General features: G+C 64.2%; 16 protein-coding genes, 1 tRNA gene and 1 pseudogene. 8 read left to right on the forward strand and 10 right to left on the reverse strand.

Features of this window, described 5'->3' with window-relative positions; genetic code table 11:
- From A5764_RS11255 to argS, 3 genes are all read right to left on the reverse strand, one after another.
- The coding region (locus tag A5764_RS11255) for a homoserine dehydrogenase (RefSeq protein WP_067113150.1) at positions 1 to 1,252 on the reverse strand (1,252 nt) is incomplete at its 3' end.
- A 3-nt stretch (positions 1,253 to 1,255) separates the two neighbouring features.
- Entirely contained in the window at positions 1,256 to 2,614 is a 1,359-nt protein-coding gene (lysA, locus tag A5764_RS11260; RefSeq protein WP_231989681.1) for a diaminopimelate decarboxylase, read from the reverse strand.
- A gap of 56 nt (positions 2,615 to 2,670) precedes the next feature.
- Entirely contained in the window at positions 2,671 to 4,323 is a 1,653-nt protein-coding gene (gene argS, locus A5764_RS11265; protein WP_067113155.1) for an arginine--tRNA ligase, read from the reverse strand.
- Positions 4,324 to 4,437: 114 nt separating this feature from the next.
- Between argS and A5764_RS11270 the strand changes: the two genes are divergently transcribed.
- The 4 genes from A5764_RS11270 (at position 4,438) to A5764_RS11275 (ending at position 8,148) form a co-directional block, all read left to right on the forward strand.
- Positions 4,438 to 4,510: transfer RNA gene (locus A5764_RS11270), tRNA-Arg, on the forward strand.
- 117 nt (positions 4,511 to 4,627) lie between these two features.
- Positions 4,628 to 5,149: a hypothetical protein gene (locus tag A5764_RS28230; RefSeq protein ID WP_156664622.1), complete on the forward strand. Its 522-nt coding sequence runs from the start codon at positions 4,628 to 4,630 to the stop codon at positions 5,147 to 5,149.
- An 847-nt stretch (positions 5,150 to 5,996) separates the two neighbouring features.
- On the forward strand, positions 5,997 to 7,166 hold the full coding sequence (locus A5764_RS27430; protein WP_082951648.1) for a toll/interleukin-1 receptor domain-containing protein: 1,170 nt from the start codon (positions 5,997 to 5,999) through the stop codon (positions 7,164 to 7,166).
- A 244-nt stretch (positions 7,167 to 7,410) separates the two neighbouring features.
- On the forward strand, positions 7,411 to 8,148 hold the full coding sequence (locus A5764_RS11275; RefSeq protein ID WP_067113157.1) for an alpha/beta fold hydrolase: 738 nt from the start codon (positions 7,411 to 7,413) through the stop codon (positions 8,146 to 8,148).
- Positions 8,149 to 8,169: 21 nt separating this feature from the next.
- On the opposite strand, the gene A5764_RS11280 is transcribed toward A5764_RS11275, so the two are convergent.
- From A5764_RS11280 to A5764_RS11290, 4 genes and pseudogenes are all read right to left on the reverse strand, one after another.
- On the reverse strand, positions 8,170 to 8,745 hold the full coding sequence (locus A5764_RS11280; RefSeq protein ID WP_197501326.1) for a phage major capsid protein: 576 nt from the start codon (positions 8,743 to 8,745) through the stop codon (positions 8,170 to 8,172).
- A gap of 743 nt (positions 8,746 to 9,488) precedes the next feature.
- The gene (locus A5764_RS28235) at positions 9,489 to 10,181 is read right to left on the reverse strand and encodes a hypothetical protein (RefSeq protein WP_156664623.1); all 693 of its coding nucleotides are present in this window, start codon (positions 10,179 to 10,181) and stop codon (positions 9,489 to 9,491) included.
- 576 nt (positions 10,182 to 10,757) lie between these two features.
- The gene (locus A5764_RS11285; RefSeq protein ID WP_067113162.1) at positions 10,758 to 11,156 is read right to left on the reverse strand and encodes a hypothetical protein; all 399 of its coding nucleotides are present in this window, start codon (positions 11,154 to 11,156) and stop codon (positions 10,758 to 10,760) included.
- Positions 11,157 to 11,274: 118 nt separating this feature from the next.
- Positions 11,275 to 11,730: pseudogene (locus tag A5764_RS11290) on the reverse strand (NUDIX domain-containing protein); the annotation flags it as partial.
- A gap of 454 nt (positions 11,731 to 12,184) precedes the next feature.
- Between A5764_RS11290 and A5764_RS11295 the strand changes: the two are divergent.
- A complete protein-coding gene (locus A5764_RS11295; protein ID WP_067113167.1) occupies positions 12,185 to 12,964 on the forward strand; it encodes a cutinase family protein in 780 nt (259 codons plus the stop codon).
- A 25-nt stretch (positions 12,965 to 12,989) separates the two neighbouring features.
- On the opposite strand, the gene A5764_RS11300 is transcribed toward A5764_RS11295, so the two are convergent.
- Complete coding sequence (locus A5764_RS11300; RefSeq protein WP_067113169.1) at positions 12,990 to 13,556, reverse strand: carboxymuconolactone decarboxylase family protein; 567 nt, start codon at positions 13,554 to 13,556, stop codon at positions 12,990 to 12,992.
- A gap of 45 nt (positions 13,557 to 13,601) precedes the next feature.
- Between A5764_RS11300 and A5764_RS11305 the strand changes: the two genes are divergently transcribed.
- Positions 13,602 to 14,390, forward strand: coding sequence for an SDR family NAD(P)-dependent oxidoreductase (locus tag A5764_RS11305; protein WP_067113171.1), 789 nt, complete (start codon positions 13,602 to 13,604; stop codon positions 14,388 to 14,390).
- Here A5764_RS11305 and A5764_RS11310 read toward each other — a convergent pair.
- Positions 14,387 to 15,199 (reverse strand): SDR family NAD(P)-dependent oxidoreductase, encoded by an 813-nt coding sequence (locus tag A5764_RS11310; protein WP_067113173.1) that lies wholly within the window; start codon positions 15,197 to 15,199, stop codon positions 14,387 to 14,389. The genes A5764_RS11305 and A5764_RS11310 overlap by 4 nt on opposite strands.
- An 84-nt stretch (positions 15,200 to 15,283) precedes the next feature.
- On the opposite strand from A5764_RS11310, the gene A5764_RS11315 reads away from it, so the two are divergent.
- Together A5764_RS11315 and A5764_RS11320 are read left to right on the forward strand one after the other, a co-directional pair.
- Positions 15,284 to 16,273: an NAD-dependent epimerase/dehydratase family protein gene (locus A5764_RS11315; protein WP_067113175.1), complete on the forward strand. Its 990-nt coding sequence runs from the start codon at positions 15,284 to 15,286 to the stop codon at positions 16,271 to 16,273.
- Positions 16,274 to 16,329: 56 nt separating this feature from the next.
- Positions 16,330 to 16,860 (forward strand): TetR/AcrR family transcriptional regulator, encoded by a 531-nt coding sequence (locus A5764_RS11320; RefSeq protein WP_231989680.1) that lies wholly within the window; start codon positions 16,330 to 16,332, stop codon positions 16,858 to 16,860.
- A gap of 49 nt (positions 16,861 to 16,909) precedes the next feature.
- On the opposite strand, the gene A5764_RS11325 is transcribed toward A5764_RS11320, so the two are convergent.
- Positions 16,910 to 17,221, reverse strand: coding sequence for a DUF732 domain-containing protein (locus A5764_RS11325; RefSeq protein WP_082951650.1), 312 nt, complete (start codon positions 17,219 to 17,221; stop codon positions 16,910 to 16,912).
- Positions 17,222 to 17,268 lie beyond the last annotated feature (47 nt).

The following is a 17,268-nucleotide window of genomic DNA, read 5'->3' on the forward strand; positions in this document are numbered from 1 at the left end:
GACGAACGCCGGCCCGAGCAGGTACCAGCTCGTTTTGAGCGAGGCCTGCGTGCTTTGCGCCAACGTATCGACCCTCGTCCACCACGCCTTCCTGGCGGACCTCGGCGATGCTGACCTCGCGCTTGCCGAATTCCGCCGCCACCGCGGACAGCACGCCCGGCTTGTCGGCGACGTTCATGCTGACGTAGTAGCGGGTCGAGATGAATCCCATTGGTGCGATGGGCAGTTGGGCGTAGCGGGACTCCCTCGGCCCTCGGCTGCCCAGCACCCGGTTGCGGGCGGCCATCACCAGGTCGCCAGTCACCGCCGATGCGGTGGGCGCGCCGCCGGCCCCCTGGCCGTAAAACATCAGCCGGCCCGAGGCCGCGGCCTCGACGACCACCGCGTTGAACGCCCCGCTGACCGTCGCCAGCGGATGGGACAACGGCACCAGCGCCGGATAGACGCGGGCCGAAACCCGTTGCTGGCCATCGTCTCCCGTGATGCGCTCGCAGATGGACAGCAGCTTGATGGTGCAGCCCAGGGCGCGCGCGGAGGCGAAGTCGGCGGGGGTGACCTTGGTGATGCCTTCGCGGTAGACGTCGTCGGCGTGCACCCGGGTGTGGAAGGCGATGGACGCCAGGATCGCGGCCTTGGCCGCGGCGTCGTAGCCCTCGACGTCGGCGGTGGGATCGGCCTCGGCGTAGCCCAGGACGCTGGCGTCGGCCAGGGCGCTGTCGTAGTCGGCGCCGGTGCTGTCCATCGCGGACAGGATGTAGTTGGTGGTGCCGTTGACGATGCCGGCCACCCGCAGCACCGTGTCCCCGGCCAGCGACTGGGTGAGCGGGCGGATGACCGGGATGGCGCCCGCGACCGCCGCCTCGAAATACAGGTCCACGTGGGCATTTTCGGCCGCCTGGGCCAGCTCCCCGGTGGACGTGGACAGCAGGGCCTTGTTGGCCGTGACGACGGACTTGCCGTGCTCGAGCGCGGACAGGATCGCCTTGCGGGCCGGCTCGACCGGTCCCATCAACTCGACGACGATGTCGACGTCCTCTCGTGAAACGAGCTCGTCGATGTCGTTGGTGAGCAGGTCGATCGGGACGCCGCGGTCGTCGGCCACGCGGCGCACGCCGATGCCGCGCAGCACCAACGGGGCGCCGACGCGAGCGGCCAGGTCATCGGCGCTGTCCTCGATGATGCGGACGACTTCACTGCCGACGTTGCCAAACCCGAGTACTGCTACGCCGACGGGCTTTTCGTCACCGGACACGGGTCACCTCACTTCCAGACTCAGCAGGTCGTCGACCGTCTCGCGGCGCAGGATCAGGCGGGCGCGACCGGCGCGCACGGCGATCACGGCGGGGCGGCCGATCATGTTGTATCGGCTCGACAGCGAATAACAGTAGGCGCCGGTGGCGGCGACCCCGAGCAGGTCGCCGGGCCGCAGGTCGCCCGGCACCCAGGTGTCGCGAACGACGATGTCGCCTGTTTCGCAGTGTTTTCCGACGATGCGGGCCAGCTCCGCGGGGGCGTCGCTGATCCGCGACACCAAGCGGGCGTCGTACTGCGCGTCATACAGCGCGGTGCGGATGTTGTCGCTCATGCCGCCGTCGACGCTGACGTAACGCCGGTGGGCCATGGTGCTGACGTCGACGTCCTTGACGGTGCCCACCTCATACAGCGTGACGGTGCCCGGTCCGGCGATTGCGCGACCGGGTTCGACCACCAGGTCGGGGGTGGGCAGCCCGACCGCCGCCGACTCGTTGCGCACGATGGCACCCAGCTTGTCGGCCAGCTCGGCCACCGGCGGCGGATCGTCGGACGCCAGGTACGAGATGCCCAGGCCGCCACCCAGATCGACGGTGGAGAGCTGGGCCGTCTTTTCGGCGCCGAACTCGGCGACGATGTCGTGCAGCAGGCCGATGACGCGGTGCGCGGCGATTTCGAAGCCGGCGACGTCGAAGATCTGCGAGCCGATGTGGCTGTGCAGCCCGACCAGCCGCAGGTGATCGGTGGCGAAGACCCGGCGGACCGCCGCCAGCGCCGCGCCGCTGGCCACCGACAGGCCGAACTTCTGGTCCTCGTGTGCGGTGGAGATGAACTCGTGGGTGTGCGCCTCGACGCCGACGGTGAGGCGCACCAGCACGTCCTGGACGATGCCGGCCTCGCCGGCGATGGCGTCGAGGCGCTCGATCTCGATCATCGAGTCCAGGACGACGTGGCCCACCCCGGCCTTCACGGCGGCGGTCAGCTCGGCGACGGATTTGTTGTTGCCGTGGAAGGTGATTCGCTCGGGAGGGAAGTCGGCGTGCAGCGCTACGGCCAGTTCCCCACCGGTGCAGACGTCGAGGGAAAGGCCTTCTTCGTTGATCCAGCGCGCGATTTCGGTGCACAGGAACGCCTTGGCGGCGTAGTGCACGTTGTGGCCGCCGCCGAAGGCGGAGGCCATGTCTTGGCAGCGGGAGCGGAAGTCGTCCTCGTCGATGACGAACAGCGGGGTCCCGTACTCCTGCGCGAGCTCGGTCACCGGGACTCCCCCGATGACCGCCGCCCCCGCTTCGTCGCGGGTTGTGCTGCGCGGCCAGACGTTCGGCGCCAGCCGCAGCAGCTCCTCGGGGGATTGCGGGCGCAACGGGCTGTCGGTGTGCCGGGTTTCGTCGGCGTGCCGGGGGCCGGCGGGATGGACGTTCACATTCGCTCCGGGGCGGTGACGCCGAGGATCGTCAGACCGTTGGCGATGACCTGGCGGGTGGCCTGGCACAGCGCCAGGCGCGCGGTGTGCAGGTCGGTGGGCTGCTCGTCGCCCTGCGGCAATACCCGGCACGAGTCGTAGAACCGGTGGTAGTCGCCGGCGAGGTCTTCTAGGTAGCGGCACACCCGGTGCGGTTCACGAAGGGACGCCGCGGTTTCCAGCACCCGGGGGAATTCGCCGATGGTGCGAAGCAGCGTGCCCTCCTTGTCGTGCGTGAGAAGTTCGAGGTGTCCGGTGTCGGGGATCAGGCCGAGCTCGGCGGCGTTGCGGGCCAGCGCGGAAAGCCTCGCGTGCGCGTATTGCACGTAGTAGACCGGGTTTTCGCTGGACGCCGAGGACCACAGCGCCAGGTCGATGTCGATGGCGGTGTCCACCGACGAGCGGATCAGGCTGTAGCGCGCCGCGTCGACGCCGATGGCGTCGACCAGGTCGTCGAGCGTGAGCACGGTTCCGGCGCGCTTGCTCATCCGAACCGGCTGGCCGTCGCGTACCAGGTTGACCATCTGGCCGATGAGCACCTCGACGGTGGCCGGGTCCTCGCCGAAAGCGGCGGCCACGGCCTTGAGCCGGGCGATGTAACCGTGGTGGTCGGCGCCGAGCATGTAGATGCACAGGTCGAAGCCGCGTTGCCGCTTGTCCAGGTAGTAGGCGATGTCGGCGGCGATGTAGGCCGGCTTGCCGTCGCTCTTGATCACGACGCGGTCCTTGTCGTCGCCAAAGGCGCTGGTGCGCAACCAGGTTGCGCCGTCCTTCTCGTAGACGTTGCCCGTCCCCCGCAGCCGGGCGAGGGCCTGGTCGACCCGCCCGCTGGTGTGCATCGAGTCTTCGTGGGTGTAGACGTCGAAGTCGGTGCCGAACTCGTGCAGCGACTCCTTGATGTGGGTGAACATCAGGTCGACGCCGATCGCGCGGAAGGTTTCGTGCATCTCGGCGTCGGGCAGGCTCAGCGCGTCAGGCGCCTTCTGCAGCACCTGCGCGGCGATGTCGTTGATGTAGGCGCCCGCGTAGCCGTCTTCTGGGGTCGGTTCGCCTTTGGCCGCGGCGATCAACGAGCTGGCGAACCGGTCGATCTGGGCGCCGTGGTCGTTGAAATAGTATTCGCGCACCACGTCGGCGCCCTGCGTGGCCAGCAGCCGGCCGAGCGCGTCGCCGACGGCGGCCCAGCGGGTGCCCCCGATGTGGATCGGTCCGGTCGGATTGGCCGAGACGAACTCCAGGTTGACCTTGTGCCCCGCCATGTCCTCCGACTGACCGAACTCGTCGCCGGCGTCGATCACGTTGTTGACGACCACGGCCTGCGCCGACGCCTCAAGGCGCATGTTGATGAAGCCGGGTCCGGCCACTTCCGCTTCGGCGATGCCGTCGGCGTTGGCCAGCTTTTCGGCGAGCCATCCGGCCAGCTCGCACGGGTTGGCGCCGACCTTCTTGCCCAGCTGCAGTGCCAAGTTGCTGGCGTAGTCGCCGTGCTCGGGGTTGCGCGGCCGCTCCACGGTGACCGTCGCCGGCAAGGCGGCAGCGTCCAGCCCGCGCTCGGCAAGCACCGCGGCAGCGGTGGCTTTGAGCAGCTCAGCCAGGTCAGCGGGGGTCACGAGCGTCCATCCTATTGGCTCGGGTGCTCTCCCCCCGAATCGTCGCAGTGACGAAGCGGCCACCAGGATGCGCTAGTCTGGCGGGGCCCAGTTGGCGCAACTTCTATATCGTGCGCCCCCGTAGCTCAGGGGATAGAGCGTCTGCCTCCGGAGCAGAAGGCCGCAGGTTCGAATCCTGCCGGGGGCACAGCATATGTATGCAGCTCAGAGGCCGTTTTTGATAGTTGGACGAGGCACGGCGTGCGATTAGCGTGCGATCCGCAACCATCACCTGCCAGCATTCACCGGCACTAAACGGGTGCCCGTGAATGACGACGATCGACAAGCGATCGAGCGATTGCTTACGGAGTCCGACCCCGCGGCGGGTGTCGTGTTTCTACCGGAATCCTTCGATGAGGACGGCAAGGGCATCTACGACGATGCCTTAATACTTCTATCCAAGCTGTTGCGGTCCGAAGGCATCGCCGTCTCGTGGGCGCAAGAAGCGAGTGAGCGTACCTACATTGCCAGAAGATCAGCTGCCGAAGTCATCTGGAACGCTGGTCTTAGTCTCCCTATCGCCGTCGGCGCAGGCCTCGCCGTCGCCAAACTGTCACAGTGGCTGGGGCTGAGCCCTCAGCGCGAGGGTAAGGTCCGGTTTTTCCTTGCCCGCGCGAAGGGGCCCGATGGCATTTCCTGGGAGTGGCAAGAAATCGAGGGCACCGGCGCTGAGGTTGCGGAGCTGATGAAAGGGCTGGCACCACCCGTACCAGACCTACCGACGGCACCTACTTCGAACCCCCCAGCGCTACCCCCTACTGAGCCACCGCTGGTACCACCGTCTTAAGACCGGATGAGCGAACAAGACGCCGTCTGCACGGGAGGACCAGGCGAGCCCGCTGAGGGAGCGGACGCTGGGCCCGCCGACGAGTACCGGAAAGAAATGCTCATGGCACACAGACAGTCGCTCCACCAGCGTGCGAGTGAGCTGCTCCATGCCGCACGCCACACCGTTGCTGCCTCACGGCATGAGGCGGAAAAGCTTGCGCGAGAAGCTTTGACGGAGGCAGCGCACGCATATTGGTACGCGGAAGAAACCGAGGCAGCAGGCCCCGAGCATAAATTTCTGCACCAAATCGGCCGCTGGACGCGTGAAACCTTCGGTTGCGCATTCGACTGGAACGGAACAAGCTACATTAGTTCATGCCCGGTTCTGCTGGCAGATAAGCGATTTGGCGCTTCGCCCACCCTCGTGGCGACCCAAATATTGTGCTCTGTTTGTGATCAAGATCTTTCGGAATGCGCGCACAGCCGTGAACGCTTGTACATCGTGAGGGGCGACCGTACAACGTCTGGTAGCTGTCGCGTTTGCAACACGCGAGACGATTGCGAGCATGACCCGAACAAGCTATACGCCGCTCCTGTGTATCGAATCCGTAAGGGAATGAAGCTGATCGAAGCCAGCTTTGTCGATGTACCCGCCGACCCAACTGCACGCCCGACAGAGCTACGGAAATATACCGATGACCTCATGCGCGCTGTCCGAAGGGCCTTCCCCAACGTTCCGAAGTTTTGCGATCACTGCCGGGAGCCTTATCACGGACTGCCGCGGCCTTTAGACCTTAACGATTCAGAAGCGTTGTTTTGGATTAGTTGAGTCCAGTGCGGGCGGGGTTCTAAGTTACGCTCTGGACATGCATCTTGCCGCCACCGAACTGCCGTCCGGTTTCTGGAGCTACGTTCATAAGGACAATGACGCAGAACACGGCCGAATCCTCCGCCTCTGCGACGCGCTTAAAGATGAATTCGGTTTATTAACGGCCCGCAACCTCGATCTCTTTACCGACCGTAGCGGGATAGCCTGGGGCCATAAATGGCGCGAGACAATCGATAATGCACTAAACGAGACGACCTTCTTTATCGCTGTCGTCACTCCCAGATATATCCTCAGTGAAGAATGCCGTCGGGAGCTGCTGATCTTTAGTCAGAATGTCCGTGCCCAAGGTGTTCCAGAATTGTTGTGTCCAATACTCTATGCGGATGTCGACGGCCTAGATGAGAACTCCGACGATGAGGTGAAAGCCGCAATCGCCAAGGCGCAATATGAACCATTCATCGACCTGCGCCTGGTTGACGAACAAAGCAGCGAGTACCGACAGGCGGTAAACGGCCTAGCTGTGCGGCTCATAGATATCGCAAACGGTATCGCTGCCAAGGAAACGGAGGTTCCTGCGCCTGTGGCTGCGCTCGACGAAAACCGCCCATCTGGTGGTGAAGATGTAGCCGATGAGCCGGGGTTAATCGACGCAGCCACGGCGATGGCGCGCCTATTCCCAGAATGGCAACAAACCGTAGAGCATTTGGTTGGCTTGATTAATGAAACCGGTGAAATTGCTACTGACACTTCGCCGAAGATTACAGCAGCCGGCGCGGATGGACCTATAGCTGTTAGTGAGATATTGCATGAATACGCATCTAAAATGGGGCCTATCGCTAAAGAATTCCGCGACACCGGCACTCTGTATGCGACGCAGTCGGTTACTATGAACGCCAATATACTGCCCATTCTGAACCAGCTTAAAAAGACGCCAGCCAGCGAGCTAATCGACCCGGTGATATACGACTTTCTTGAAAGCATAATTTCACTGGCCGACGCTGGCGAAGAAGCGGAAACTTCAGTCCGGGAATTTCAGCAAAGCGCGCAAAGCATATATGGATTGAGTCGTGTTGTCCGGCCACCGCTCGAATTGTTAAGCGAAGGAGCCCAACGATTCCTAGACGGGCAAGCGCTGCTCGATGAGTGGAAACGCCGAGCCGAAGAAATCCTTGCTGAGCATCCGCGCCGGGACGGGGCCGGCACCTAAAAAACCCCCGGACCCGTACGGCTCAAAATGAGCTGTCCTGGCCGGTGCGCGCCGCCTACAGGGGGAAGGGGTTTTCCCAGCCCGGCCAACAGCTCGACGGGGAGGTCGAAGGAGCCGGGCCCGACGGGGCAGTCAGGCCAGGCGTGCGCGCTTCGGGAAGAGAGCGCGTTGGCAAACTGGCGCGCCGCCTAGCGTCGCGGGCATACGATGCGGTCCAGGGCCACGGCGATGGAGGGATCCCGCGATGTCACTGCCCGCGTTGGTTCTGGTGCACGGAGGCGGGCTCGCCGCCGATTCGTGGGAGCTGACTGTCGAAGAGATTCACCGGTTGGCACCCGAGTTAACCGTGCTTGCCCTCGACATGCCGGGACGACGGGACAAGCCGGGAGACCTGCGGGCAATGGCCATCGCCGACTATGTGGGCTCGCTCGTCGGCGACATCGAGAGCGCCGAGTTGAAGGACATCGTCATCGTCGCTCACTCGATGGGGGCTCTGCCGCTGCCTGGAGTGGTCACCAAGCTTGGAGCGGCGCGGGTACGTGAAATGATCTTCGCCGCCGCGTTCCTCCCGCCGGAAGGTACGTCGATCGTGGAAAGCTCACCGTGGGTGATCAGGACGATCGCCCGGCGCAGAGCAAAGAAAAACGTGCCAACGCCAACGCCAAAGTCCTATGCGCGGTTCGTGTTCTTGAACGGCGTTCCTTCGCATCGCCGCCGATTCATGTCCGGCAAGCTCTATGCAGAGTCACTGCGCATGCTCACAGAGAAGGTGTCTCGACAGGGGATGCCCGACGACATTCCCCGCACCTGGATCCTCACTCGGCGGGATCGTGCCCTCGCGCCGAAACTGCAGCGCAAATACATTGACGCACTTGGTGGTGTGCAGACCCTCATCGAAGTCGACACTTGTCACATGGTTATGGTCAGTGAGCCGGAACGACTGGCCCAGATAATTGTGGAGCGGTGTCGGCTTTACGCCTAAGAGATCGGGCTAGGTGTTTCGTTACGACAGCGCACCAACCACTTTCACGATGGACGCCGCATGCGGGAAGCCATAGCCGACCCGCATGACGCCGCGCACGGCAATGCTGTCGCTGGTGAAGTAGGGCCAAGGGCTGGTCACCAACTCGATGTCTTCGCGGATCACCACGAACACCTTCGAACGGTCGACGGCCCACACGACACCATCGGGGATGACACCTTCCAGCGTCCAATAGAGCGGCGTGCCGTTGATGCTGTACTTCGGTAGACCTGCATTCGGGTCCACGGCAGCGGGATTCAGCGTCAATAGCGGCTCGTTGCTGTTCAGGTCCGTACCGGCGAAGCGCTTCAAGCTGGCCAAGTACTTGACGGTTGCTGCTGACGCCACGAACGCCGTTGCAGTGCTGCCAACTTGATTCATTAGCGACTCCGCTTCGATGAACGCGGTCCAAGTTCGTGAACGCGCCACCAGCGCCGCGCATGCCATGCCACCGGGAACGGTGACCGTCTGGAGACCAGTCACGCCTGCAATACCGGCAGGCCCGTTGACGGTTGCCGCCGCGCCCAAGCAAGATTCACTCTGACTTTCGAACCGCACGTCGTGTCTGTCTTGCATGCATTCGGTAGCCGCCGTCAGTTTGCGGCCTTCAGTTCTGGCGACTCTGGCGTCGAACTTCCGACGGGGCAGCGGCCGCTCACCCCGCGCGGCACTTCAAGTAACTGCAAGGCGCTTCACGCAGCTGACAGGCCCCGCGCAGCCCGCTAATCTCGCTTGCAGTCGCCCCACAGAGTTCCGTGGGCAAATCCCTAGATGGGGCAGCGTCGACAGCGCCAACGGATCACCTGAGCAGCACCAGATGCCAGGCTTCCCCTACGGGCTGTAAATGGTTCCCGCTGTTGTGTCCAACCGCAATGCCGGCGTAGCAATCTCGCAGCGTCATCTGATCTCCATCACAAGGCCGCAGACCGGCTCAACGTGTGTCCCCCCGGCACGCCATCCGCACCTACATCGCGACGGCAGGCTCAGGGCTACAAGATCGGCAGATTGATAAAGTGCGATATCAAAGAGGTACACGCGCTAATCATTACCAACGACAACGCCTGACGCCTGTTCGTCTGGGTGTCAGGCTCAAAGGTGGCGACGAAATGCAGTACGTGCGTCGATGTTGCCCCAAGACCGCCCTGTCGGTGCCGGCGCTGTTCAATGTGCAGCGGTGCGTCAAGAAGTAATTCCCGGCCATGGCCGGAGTTGCCGCAGCGGATGCGGAATGGAAAGGCTCCCGCCGCTGGACTCGACAAAGCACTGAGTGGCTTCGCGCGCTATAAAAAAATGAACATGAGCTAGTCGTCCATCCCGACATCATGCTTGGCGGCTGAGACAAACTTCTTTACTAAGTCTCCGCTATTGAGATTCTCGCCTAGTTCCTGAACCTGGATTTGCACAGTTGACACATCACCTCTTTCGGCGGCGATGAGTAACTTTGCGAAGCGATTATGCAAGTCATTGTGCTTCGTCGCAAGTGCCGCGTGGGCGTCGACAACGCCTTTAGACCGCACCAGCGCAACGGTCGAAGAATAAAGGTTGTTCTTCTTAAAGTCGTCTTCGTAAGGATCGAACTCAGAATGTATAGACTTTACGTCGGCTTGAGGAAACTGAGCAAATGCTTGAGCAAGACGAAACTCGTCATTACTGAGGTTAGTGACTGAATCATTGTAATTGGCATAGGCAGTTAAACGTTGTTGTTTGTTAAACTGAAGCGCCGACTGCTCAGCCGTAGCCTGTATCTGCCTACTCGATGTTTGGTAGGTAATTAAACTGCCAAGCGCGCCGCCCACAAGGGTTGCCGCTATGCCCGTAATGGCCAACCAAAACTCGTTTGAGCGCCGCCGCTTCGACTTTGATGGGCTGCCGTTCGCGAGCGGGTTCGGCGGACTCTGATACGCCGCCACGGGTACCGGCTCGGACGTGGTTGCCGTGTCCGCAGTCCCTTGGTTCTGTTCGGGCTTCGGCTGTGTTTCGTCTGGTTCGCCCATGCGCTGTGACGATACAACTCTAAAGGTGGCGTTGAAGCCTTTCCGACAGTGTGCGACGAACCCCGACCGCTGCCCGTTCTACTCGATTCTGAAGATGCCAGATCAACCGCATCGTTCTGCTCGACGGCAGCTGCCAGCTCGGCACCCGTTGGCGCTTAGATTAGCGGCAACGATAGCGTCCCTACCGTCTTGGCTGTGCTGATTGCGCAGTGCGGCGTCGACGGTCCTATGTCCTAGACATGCCATGTTCTCTGTCAGGGTTGCTACCTGAGCGTTCTGCTGCCGGCAAACCTCCGAAGTGATTTTGTGTTCCAGATGTACTAGATATTCTCATGCCCTCATGCTCCAAATCCGTTGTGCCACTTCATTTTAGCAGCTCAAACGGTGTGTTTTCTCAACAGGCGTCCGCAGGTTCGAATCCTGCCGGAGGCACCGGCTCGACAGCAGGTCAGAGGCTATTTCTCAGCCGCGACGGGAGACCCGACGCTAACATCCCATGTTGGAATCGGTGGGGGCCCGCCAGTGATCAGCCGGCGCCTCAACCGGTGCGCGACTTCGGCACCGCCGCGGAAGACGTTAAACCGGTTGCGGCGGTTGCACCGGCTGGCTGAAATCGAACCGGACATTTCGCGGGTCGGCGGAATCGACCTTCACCGCGACCGTCATGCCTTTGCAAAGACGAGTGTCCCGGCCACCCCACTGCTTCGGGACACGGTCGGTAATCGTCACGTCGTACGGGTCGCGGCCGGCGACTTCCACCCTCAGCGCGGTCCGCGCCACGTAGTACCCGCCGGTGGGCGTCAGCCACCATCTCCCCGACATGACCTCGGGTCGCGCCGACAAAACTCGCGCGGTCCCTCGAAGTACCTGACCTTTGAAGTTGGGTAGCCCTCTGATGTAGGACACGACCATAAACACAATGAAAATCAACCACAGGCCCACGCCCAGCAAAGGCCCGATAATGCCGGCGCTCATCTGCGCACGCTAGCACCGACCTCGCGGTGTTACTACGGCAACGGCATATAAGACGCTGCTTACGATTTCGGCAATTGCGTGCCCGGCAAGCCGAACCTACTCAGGTGGGCGCGAGTAGCGAGCGCAGGCGTTGCCAGCTCGTTGCGAAGCCAGGGTGCAGCCGCAGGTCGGCCACGTCGCGTTCGGCAACCCAGCGCAGCTCGGCGCTTTCAACACACGCCACGGTCGCCAGCAGCTCGTCGGCGTCGGCGATGACGGTGGTATAGGTCCAAGAGGTGCCATCCGGCGCGGCCGTGATCAGAGCCGCCCGCACGGTGATCTGGCCGGGCCGCACCCCGGTCTCTTCGGATGCTTCGCGGATCGCGGCCTGTTCGGCGGTCTCATGGCTATCCCTTGCCCCACCGGGCAGGCCCCACGTCCCGCCATGGTGGCTCCATATCGCGCGGCGCTGCAACAGGACCGCCGGTTCACCGTCGGGCTGTCGCGCGCGCAGCAGCAGACCGGCGGCGCCGTGCCGTCCCCAGTAGCGAATCCCGTTGGCCGACAACACCCATCCGTCGCCATCACCGCGCACGAGCCCAAGGTATGGCCGCAAGCGGCTTACGGCCGGCAGGCGCGCGGGCAAGTTCAGCCGGCTAGCAGAAATTCACCCGTCAGTATGCGGAAATTCACGCGCAATAGCTCGAAAAGCGCTGTCCTGCTGGGGATTCACACCGGCTATGGATGAAAGGGGTGTAACCCCACGACGCCGGCGCAGGTGAACCCGAACTCCACGATGTGTGCGGCGGTGAAATGCTCCCCAACCGCTTGCAGAACCCGTCGCACATCGCGTGGTTGTCGGCGGAAGACCCGTGCGGTTGCAGTGATCGCCGATCCGCACCACGGCATTAAAGCCCGTAGCCGGGGCTGAGATATAAAACTGCGCCCCTCCACGAATTAGGGTCCGCTGCCTTTGCGGTGCTGGTCCGCGGGCCGTCAGTGCTCAAAACTCGCGGTTTAAAAAGCCGCGTGAGTGGGCACACCGCGGAATGATTGCGCGTGAGATCCCCCGTTTTCTCGCTCCTGCGGTAGTCGCGGCGTCGGGCCTCAGCGCTTCCGTCGTTGCCTCTGCAATCCCTTTCGCCTCAGCCGAACCGTGTCCGGACGTCCAGGTGGTCTTCGCCCGCGGCACCGACGACCCCCCTGGACTCGGCCCGACCGGACAGGCATTTGTCGACTCCCTGCGTCCCCGCATTGGCGCAACATCGCTCGACGTATATGCGGTCAACTACCCCGCTACCCATGACTGGACGAGCGCGGGCGAGGCCGGCATCAGCGACGCCGGCGCGCATGTCGTTTCAATGGCGCACGACTGCCCCAACACCAAGATGGTGCTGGGCGGCTATTCCCAGGGCGCGGCCGTGATGGGCTTCGTCACGTCGGCGGCCGTACCGCCTGGGATCGATCCGGCCACCGTGCCCAAGCCGATGGACCCCGAGGTGGCCAACCACGTCTCCTCCGTCGTGCTCTACGCATTGCCGAGCGATCGGGCGATGAGCTTCTTCGGCGCACCGCCGGTCGTCATTGGCCCGCTTTATCAGGCCAAGACCATCAAGGTATGCGCCGTCGAGGACCCGATTTGCGCCGACGGGATGAATTTCGGCGTTCATATGTCGTATCCGAGCAACGGCGCAGTTATCGACCAGGGCGCGGCCTTTGCGGCCGGCCTTCTCGGCAGAGGTTCCGGCGGGCCAACTGGTGCGGGTCCCGGCGCGCCGACGACCATCGCCGGGTCTCCTTCTCCGGTCGGAGTGGCAGTCATTCCCTGACGATGGCGTTGTTGCCCATCAGGATTCACGCCGGCTTCGTGCTGTCGACCTGATCGGAGTCGTATTCGATGACGGGCGGCGAATCGCCATAGACGTCGAGGGTATGGATGAAGCGGTGCAACCCCATGACGCCGGCGCAGGTGAACCCGAGCTCGATGATCTGTGCGGCGGTGAAATGCTCCGCCAAGCGCTTGTAGAACTCGTCGTCCATGGCGTGGTGGTCGGCGGAAAGAAGATCGAGGAACTCGATCGCCATCTGCTCCTGCGGGGTGAGCGCGCCGTGGCCCGGGGCGAGCAGGCACGCGACATCCTCGTCGGTGATCGAGTCGTGCTTGCGCGACTGGCTACAGGGTTCGCACTCGCCGAGCTGGGCGCTGCGGATGCGCAGTAACTCCAGGATCCGGCCGCCGAGCAGGGTGCCGGCACCGAGCTGGTTTCGGGCCATGTTGACCTGCTCGAGCTGCGCGCTGCGATACGCGAAGATCTGCAACGGCACCGGCGTCGCGTAGAGGCCGGCGGCAACGCCCGCCTCCACGATTTCGCGGGAGTGCGAGCTCAGCTCTTCCATCGGGATTGGCGCAATGCGCGGCATCAAATGAGGCTAACTTTTTTGTGCGCCACCTAAAAGGGAGAACTCATGTCCAGACTTGCCGGAAAGGTCGCGATAGTTACCGGCGGCGCGGGCGGAATTGGTGCGGCAACGGCGCACGAATTGGCCCGCGCAGGCGCCGCCGTCGCGGTCGTCGACGTCAACGGGGCGAAGGCCGCAGAGGTCGCCGACGAGATCCGCCGAACGGGGGCGCGGGCGATCGCGCTCGGCGGCGACCTGGCCGAGGAGGACACCGCGCGGCAGGTGGTGCGATCCACGGTGGCGGAGTTCGGCCGAATCGACGTCCTGCACAACAATGCCGCGCTGACTGCCAGCGACTTCCTGTCCCGGGACACCACGGTGAGCGAGATGCCGCTGGACGTGTGGCGGCGGTCCCTGGACGTCAACCTCGGAAGCCAGCTGCTGATGTGCAAACACGCGGTCCCCGAAATGCGCAAGAACGGCGGCGGCTCGATCATCAACATGTCATCGGGGGCAGCACTATCCGGTGACAAGACCCGCCTGGCCTACGGCGTGTCGAAGTCAGGGGTGCACGCCCTGACGATGTACGTGGCGACCAGCGAGGGAAGGCACGGCGTGCGGGCCAACACCATCGTCCCGGGCTTGATCCTCACCGACGCCGTGCGCGCGCACCTGTCCGAGGTCGCCATCGACCGCCTCGGCCGCGCCACCTTGACGCCGTACCTCGGACAACCGAAAGACGTTGCGGATCTAGTCGTTTTCCTTGCTTCGGAGCAGTCCCGCTACATCACCGGCCAGATGATTTCGATCGACGGCGGGATGTCCGCGCACGCCGGCCTGGACACCGGCGCCTAGCCGCTCGTCGGCCCGAGCGCGTACGCACCGGTCTCCGGGTGGTGATACCAGCCGCTCGCGGCGTGCGTGCCGCCGTCGACGTGGATCGTTTGGCCGGTGATGTAGCTCGACATGTCGGACGCGAGAAAGACTGCCGCACCTGCCATTTCGTCGACGTGGCCAGCGCGGCCCATCGGGACGGTGAGGCCGAAGCGCTCCTCGGAACCGGGCGGCGCGATCTGCTTGATGCCCTCGGTCAGGGTGATGTCGGGCGCCAGCGCGTTCACCCGGATGCCATGCGGAGCGAGCTCGAGCGCCGCGGTCTTGGTGTAGTTGATGACGCCGGCCTTGGCCGCCGCGTAGGTCGCGTAACCGGGCGCCGCGCGGACCCCCTCGATCGAGGTGACGCTGATGACGCTGCCCGGCAGCTTCTGCTCGACGAGGACTCGGGCCACCCGCTGGGTGCACAGGTAAACGTGGCGCAGGTTCGACTTATACAGTGCGTCCCAACCGTTTTCGCTGGTGTCGAGGATCCCCGACCAGAAGACCCCGCCGGCGTTGTTGACCAGAATCGTGACCGTCCCGAGGTCGGCGGAGGTCTGCGCCAGCGCGGCATCCACCGCGGCGCTGTCCCGGACGTCGACGGTGATCCCCAGCGCGCCGATCTGCTCGGCGGCCGACGCACACGAATCGGGGTTGCGTTCCCAGATCGCCACCCGCGCGCCGAACGCCTTCAGCCCGGCCGCGATGCCGCGGCCGATGCCCGCGCCGCCGCCGGTGACCACCGCGACGCGGTCGGTCAGAAGAACGCTCGAGGGATCCAGTGCCATGACGCTGAATATAGGACAATGCCTCTTCGAGGTTTACAGTCGTCACTAAATCTGTTCGATATGTAACGCGTCAAGGGGGCCGCCATGCCCAGCACGATCTTCGTCACCGGCGCGACCGGGCAGACCGGCGGCAACGTGTGCCAGCAGTTGATCGAGCGGGGCGACCGCGTCCGCGCCCTGGTTCGCAATCCCGACGAAGCCGCGGCGCTGGCCGACATCGGCGTCGAACTGGTCAAGGGCGACATCAGGGACGCCGACGACGTGCTCGAAGCGGCGAAGGGCGCCGAGGCGGCTATCCACTGCGCGGCACTGCTGGGCGGCGCCAGCCAGGACTTGGAGGACTTCAAGGCCGTCAACATGGCGGGCACCGCGAACGTCCTGGACGCGACCAAAGCCCACGGCATGCGCCGGGTGGTAGCCCTGAGCACCGCCACGTTCCTCGATCTGAGCACCGGCGTCGACTTCGAGGAGGCGCCCGTTCTGCAGCACCCCCCAGGCGACCCCTACACCGTCACCAAGCTCGCCGCCTTTCTCGACGCCCACCGCCGCGCCGCCGCGGGCGACGACGTGCTGACCTGCCACCCCGGCGCGATCTTTGGGCCCGGCCTGGTGGTCGAACGCGCCTTGCACCGCACCAGCTTCAACCGGGTGTTGCTGGCAGGCATGCGTGGAAAGATCAAGCGCTATCTGGCTTTTCCGGTGACCTGGGTGGCGGGAGCCGATGTCGCGAAGGGCTCGATCGCCGCCCTCGACAGGGGGGTGGCCGGTGAGCGGTACCTGTTGGTCGGCCGGCCCGAGGACACGTTCAGCACCGCCGGCGGCATCAACCGCGCCTGCGAGATCGCCGGAATCGACCATCGCGTCGAGGATCTCGACTACCGCACCGATCCCGAGGCGTTGACCGCCGAATTCGGGCCGACGTTGATGGCCATCGCGGAGGCCGCGGCAAAGAGCGAGCGCAAGCCCCGGGCAACCGACAACCTGACCACTCGGCGCCTCGACTACCGGCCTATGTCCTTCGACGACGGGCTGCGGCTGCTGATCTCGTGGCTGCGCAAGCTCGGCAAGCTGTAGGGGCCGCCGTCTTGTCGACCGCCGAATCTCGCCAATCAGGTTCGGATCGCGGGGATTTGAGCGATCGCATCCTCGACGCGGCCCAGCGGCTCGTGTTCCGGACGGGCGCCCGCAAGCTGTCGCTGTCGGACGTGGCGACACTGGCCCGGGTGTCTCGGCCCACCATCTACCGCTACTTCGCATCCAAGGAAGAGCTCATCGATGCGCTGGGTAAGCGCGAGCGCCGGCGATTCGACGCCGCGTTGGACAACGCGATGTCCGGGGTCGTCGGCGTCGCACGACTGGAAGCCGCGGTCGACGTCATCGCGACGTTCGTCGAGGCTCAGCCGCCCCGTTGGCTGCTCGACCTCGAGCCGGGCTTCGCGCACGAGCAGATGGCGCAGGCGTTGCCCATGCTCGCCGAGGGGTTGACGGGGGTGTTGCGGCGCTGCGCTCGCGAGGGCGCCTTCGCAGCAGCGGTGGACCCTCGTGACCTCGCCGGCGCCATCGCGCGAACGGCGTTGAGCCACTACATATTTCCCGACGCAGACCGCGCAGCGGCGCGCCGGGAGATCCGTGCCGCCGCGGGCCTCGTCGGTGGGACGTGACGGCCTGGCTCGCGGCCTACGCCGAGGCGAAGTCAAACTCCCATAGCTGTCATGTGCAAAGCGTCGGGGCGTCGCACACATTACCGGGGCAATAGGTCGAGTGTGCGGCGTTGACCATGGTCCCGACGTCTAATAACGTCACGCCCCTCGCGTCCAAGTGGGCGTGAACGTCGTCGGCAATCTGTTGTGGCGTCCAACCCCAAGTGAGGTCATAGCAGATCAGGTGCGCCTCCCCGATGAGGGCCTCTTCCGTCTTCGGCGGCCACGTGAGGCCGACGGCGCTTAGTTTTGCGAGGTATGCGTCATCGGCGGGAGTGGCGGTCGCAATTGCAGCGCTACTAACCAAGGCAGCGCCAGCCATCATGGGGATGGTAAGTGTGGCCAGCCAGCGATATGAGGGCATTCGAT

Origin of the sequence: Mycobacterium sp. 852002-51057_SCH5723018 (assembly GCF_001667035.1) — a bacterium.
GTDB lineage: Bacteria > Actinomycetota > Actinomycetes > Mycobacteriales > Mycobacteriaceae > Mycobacterium.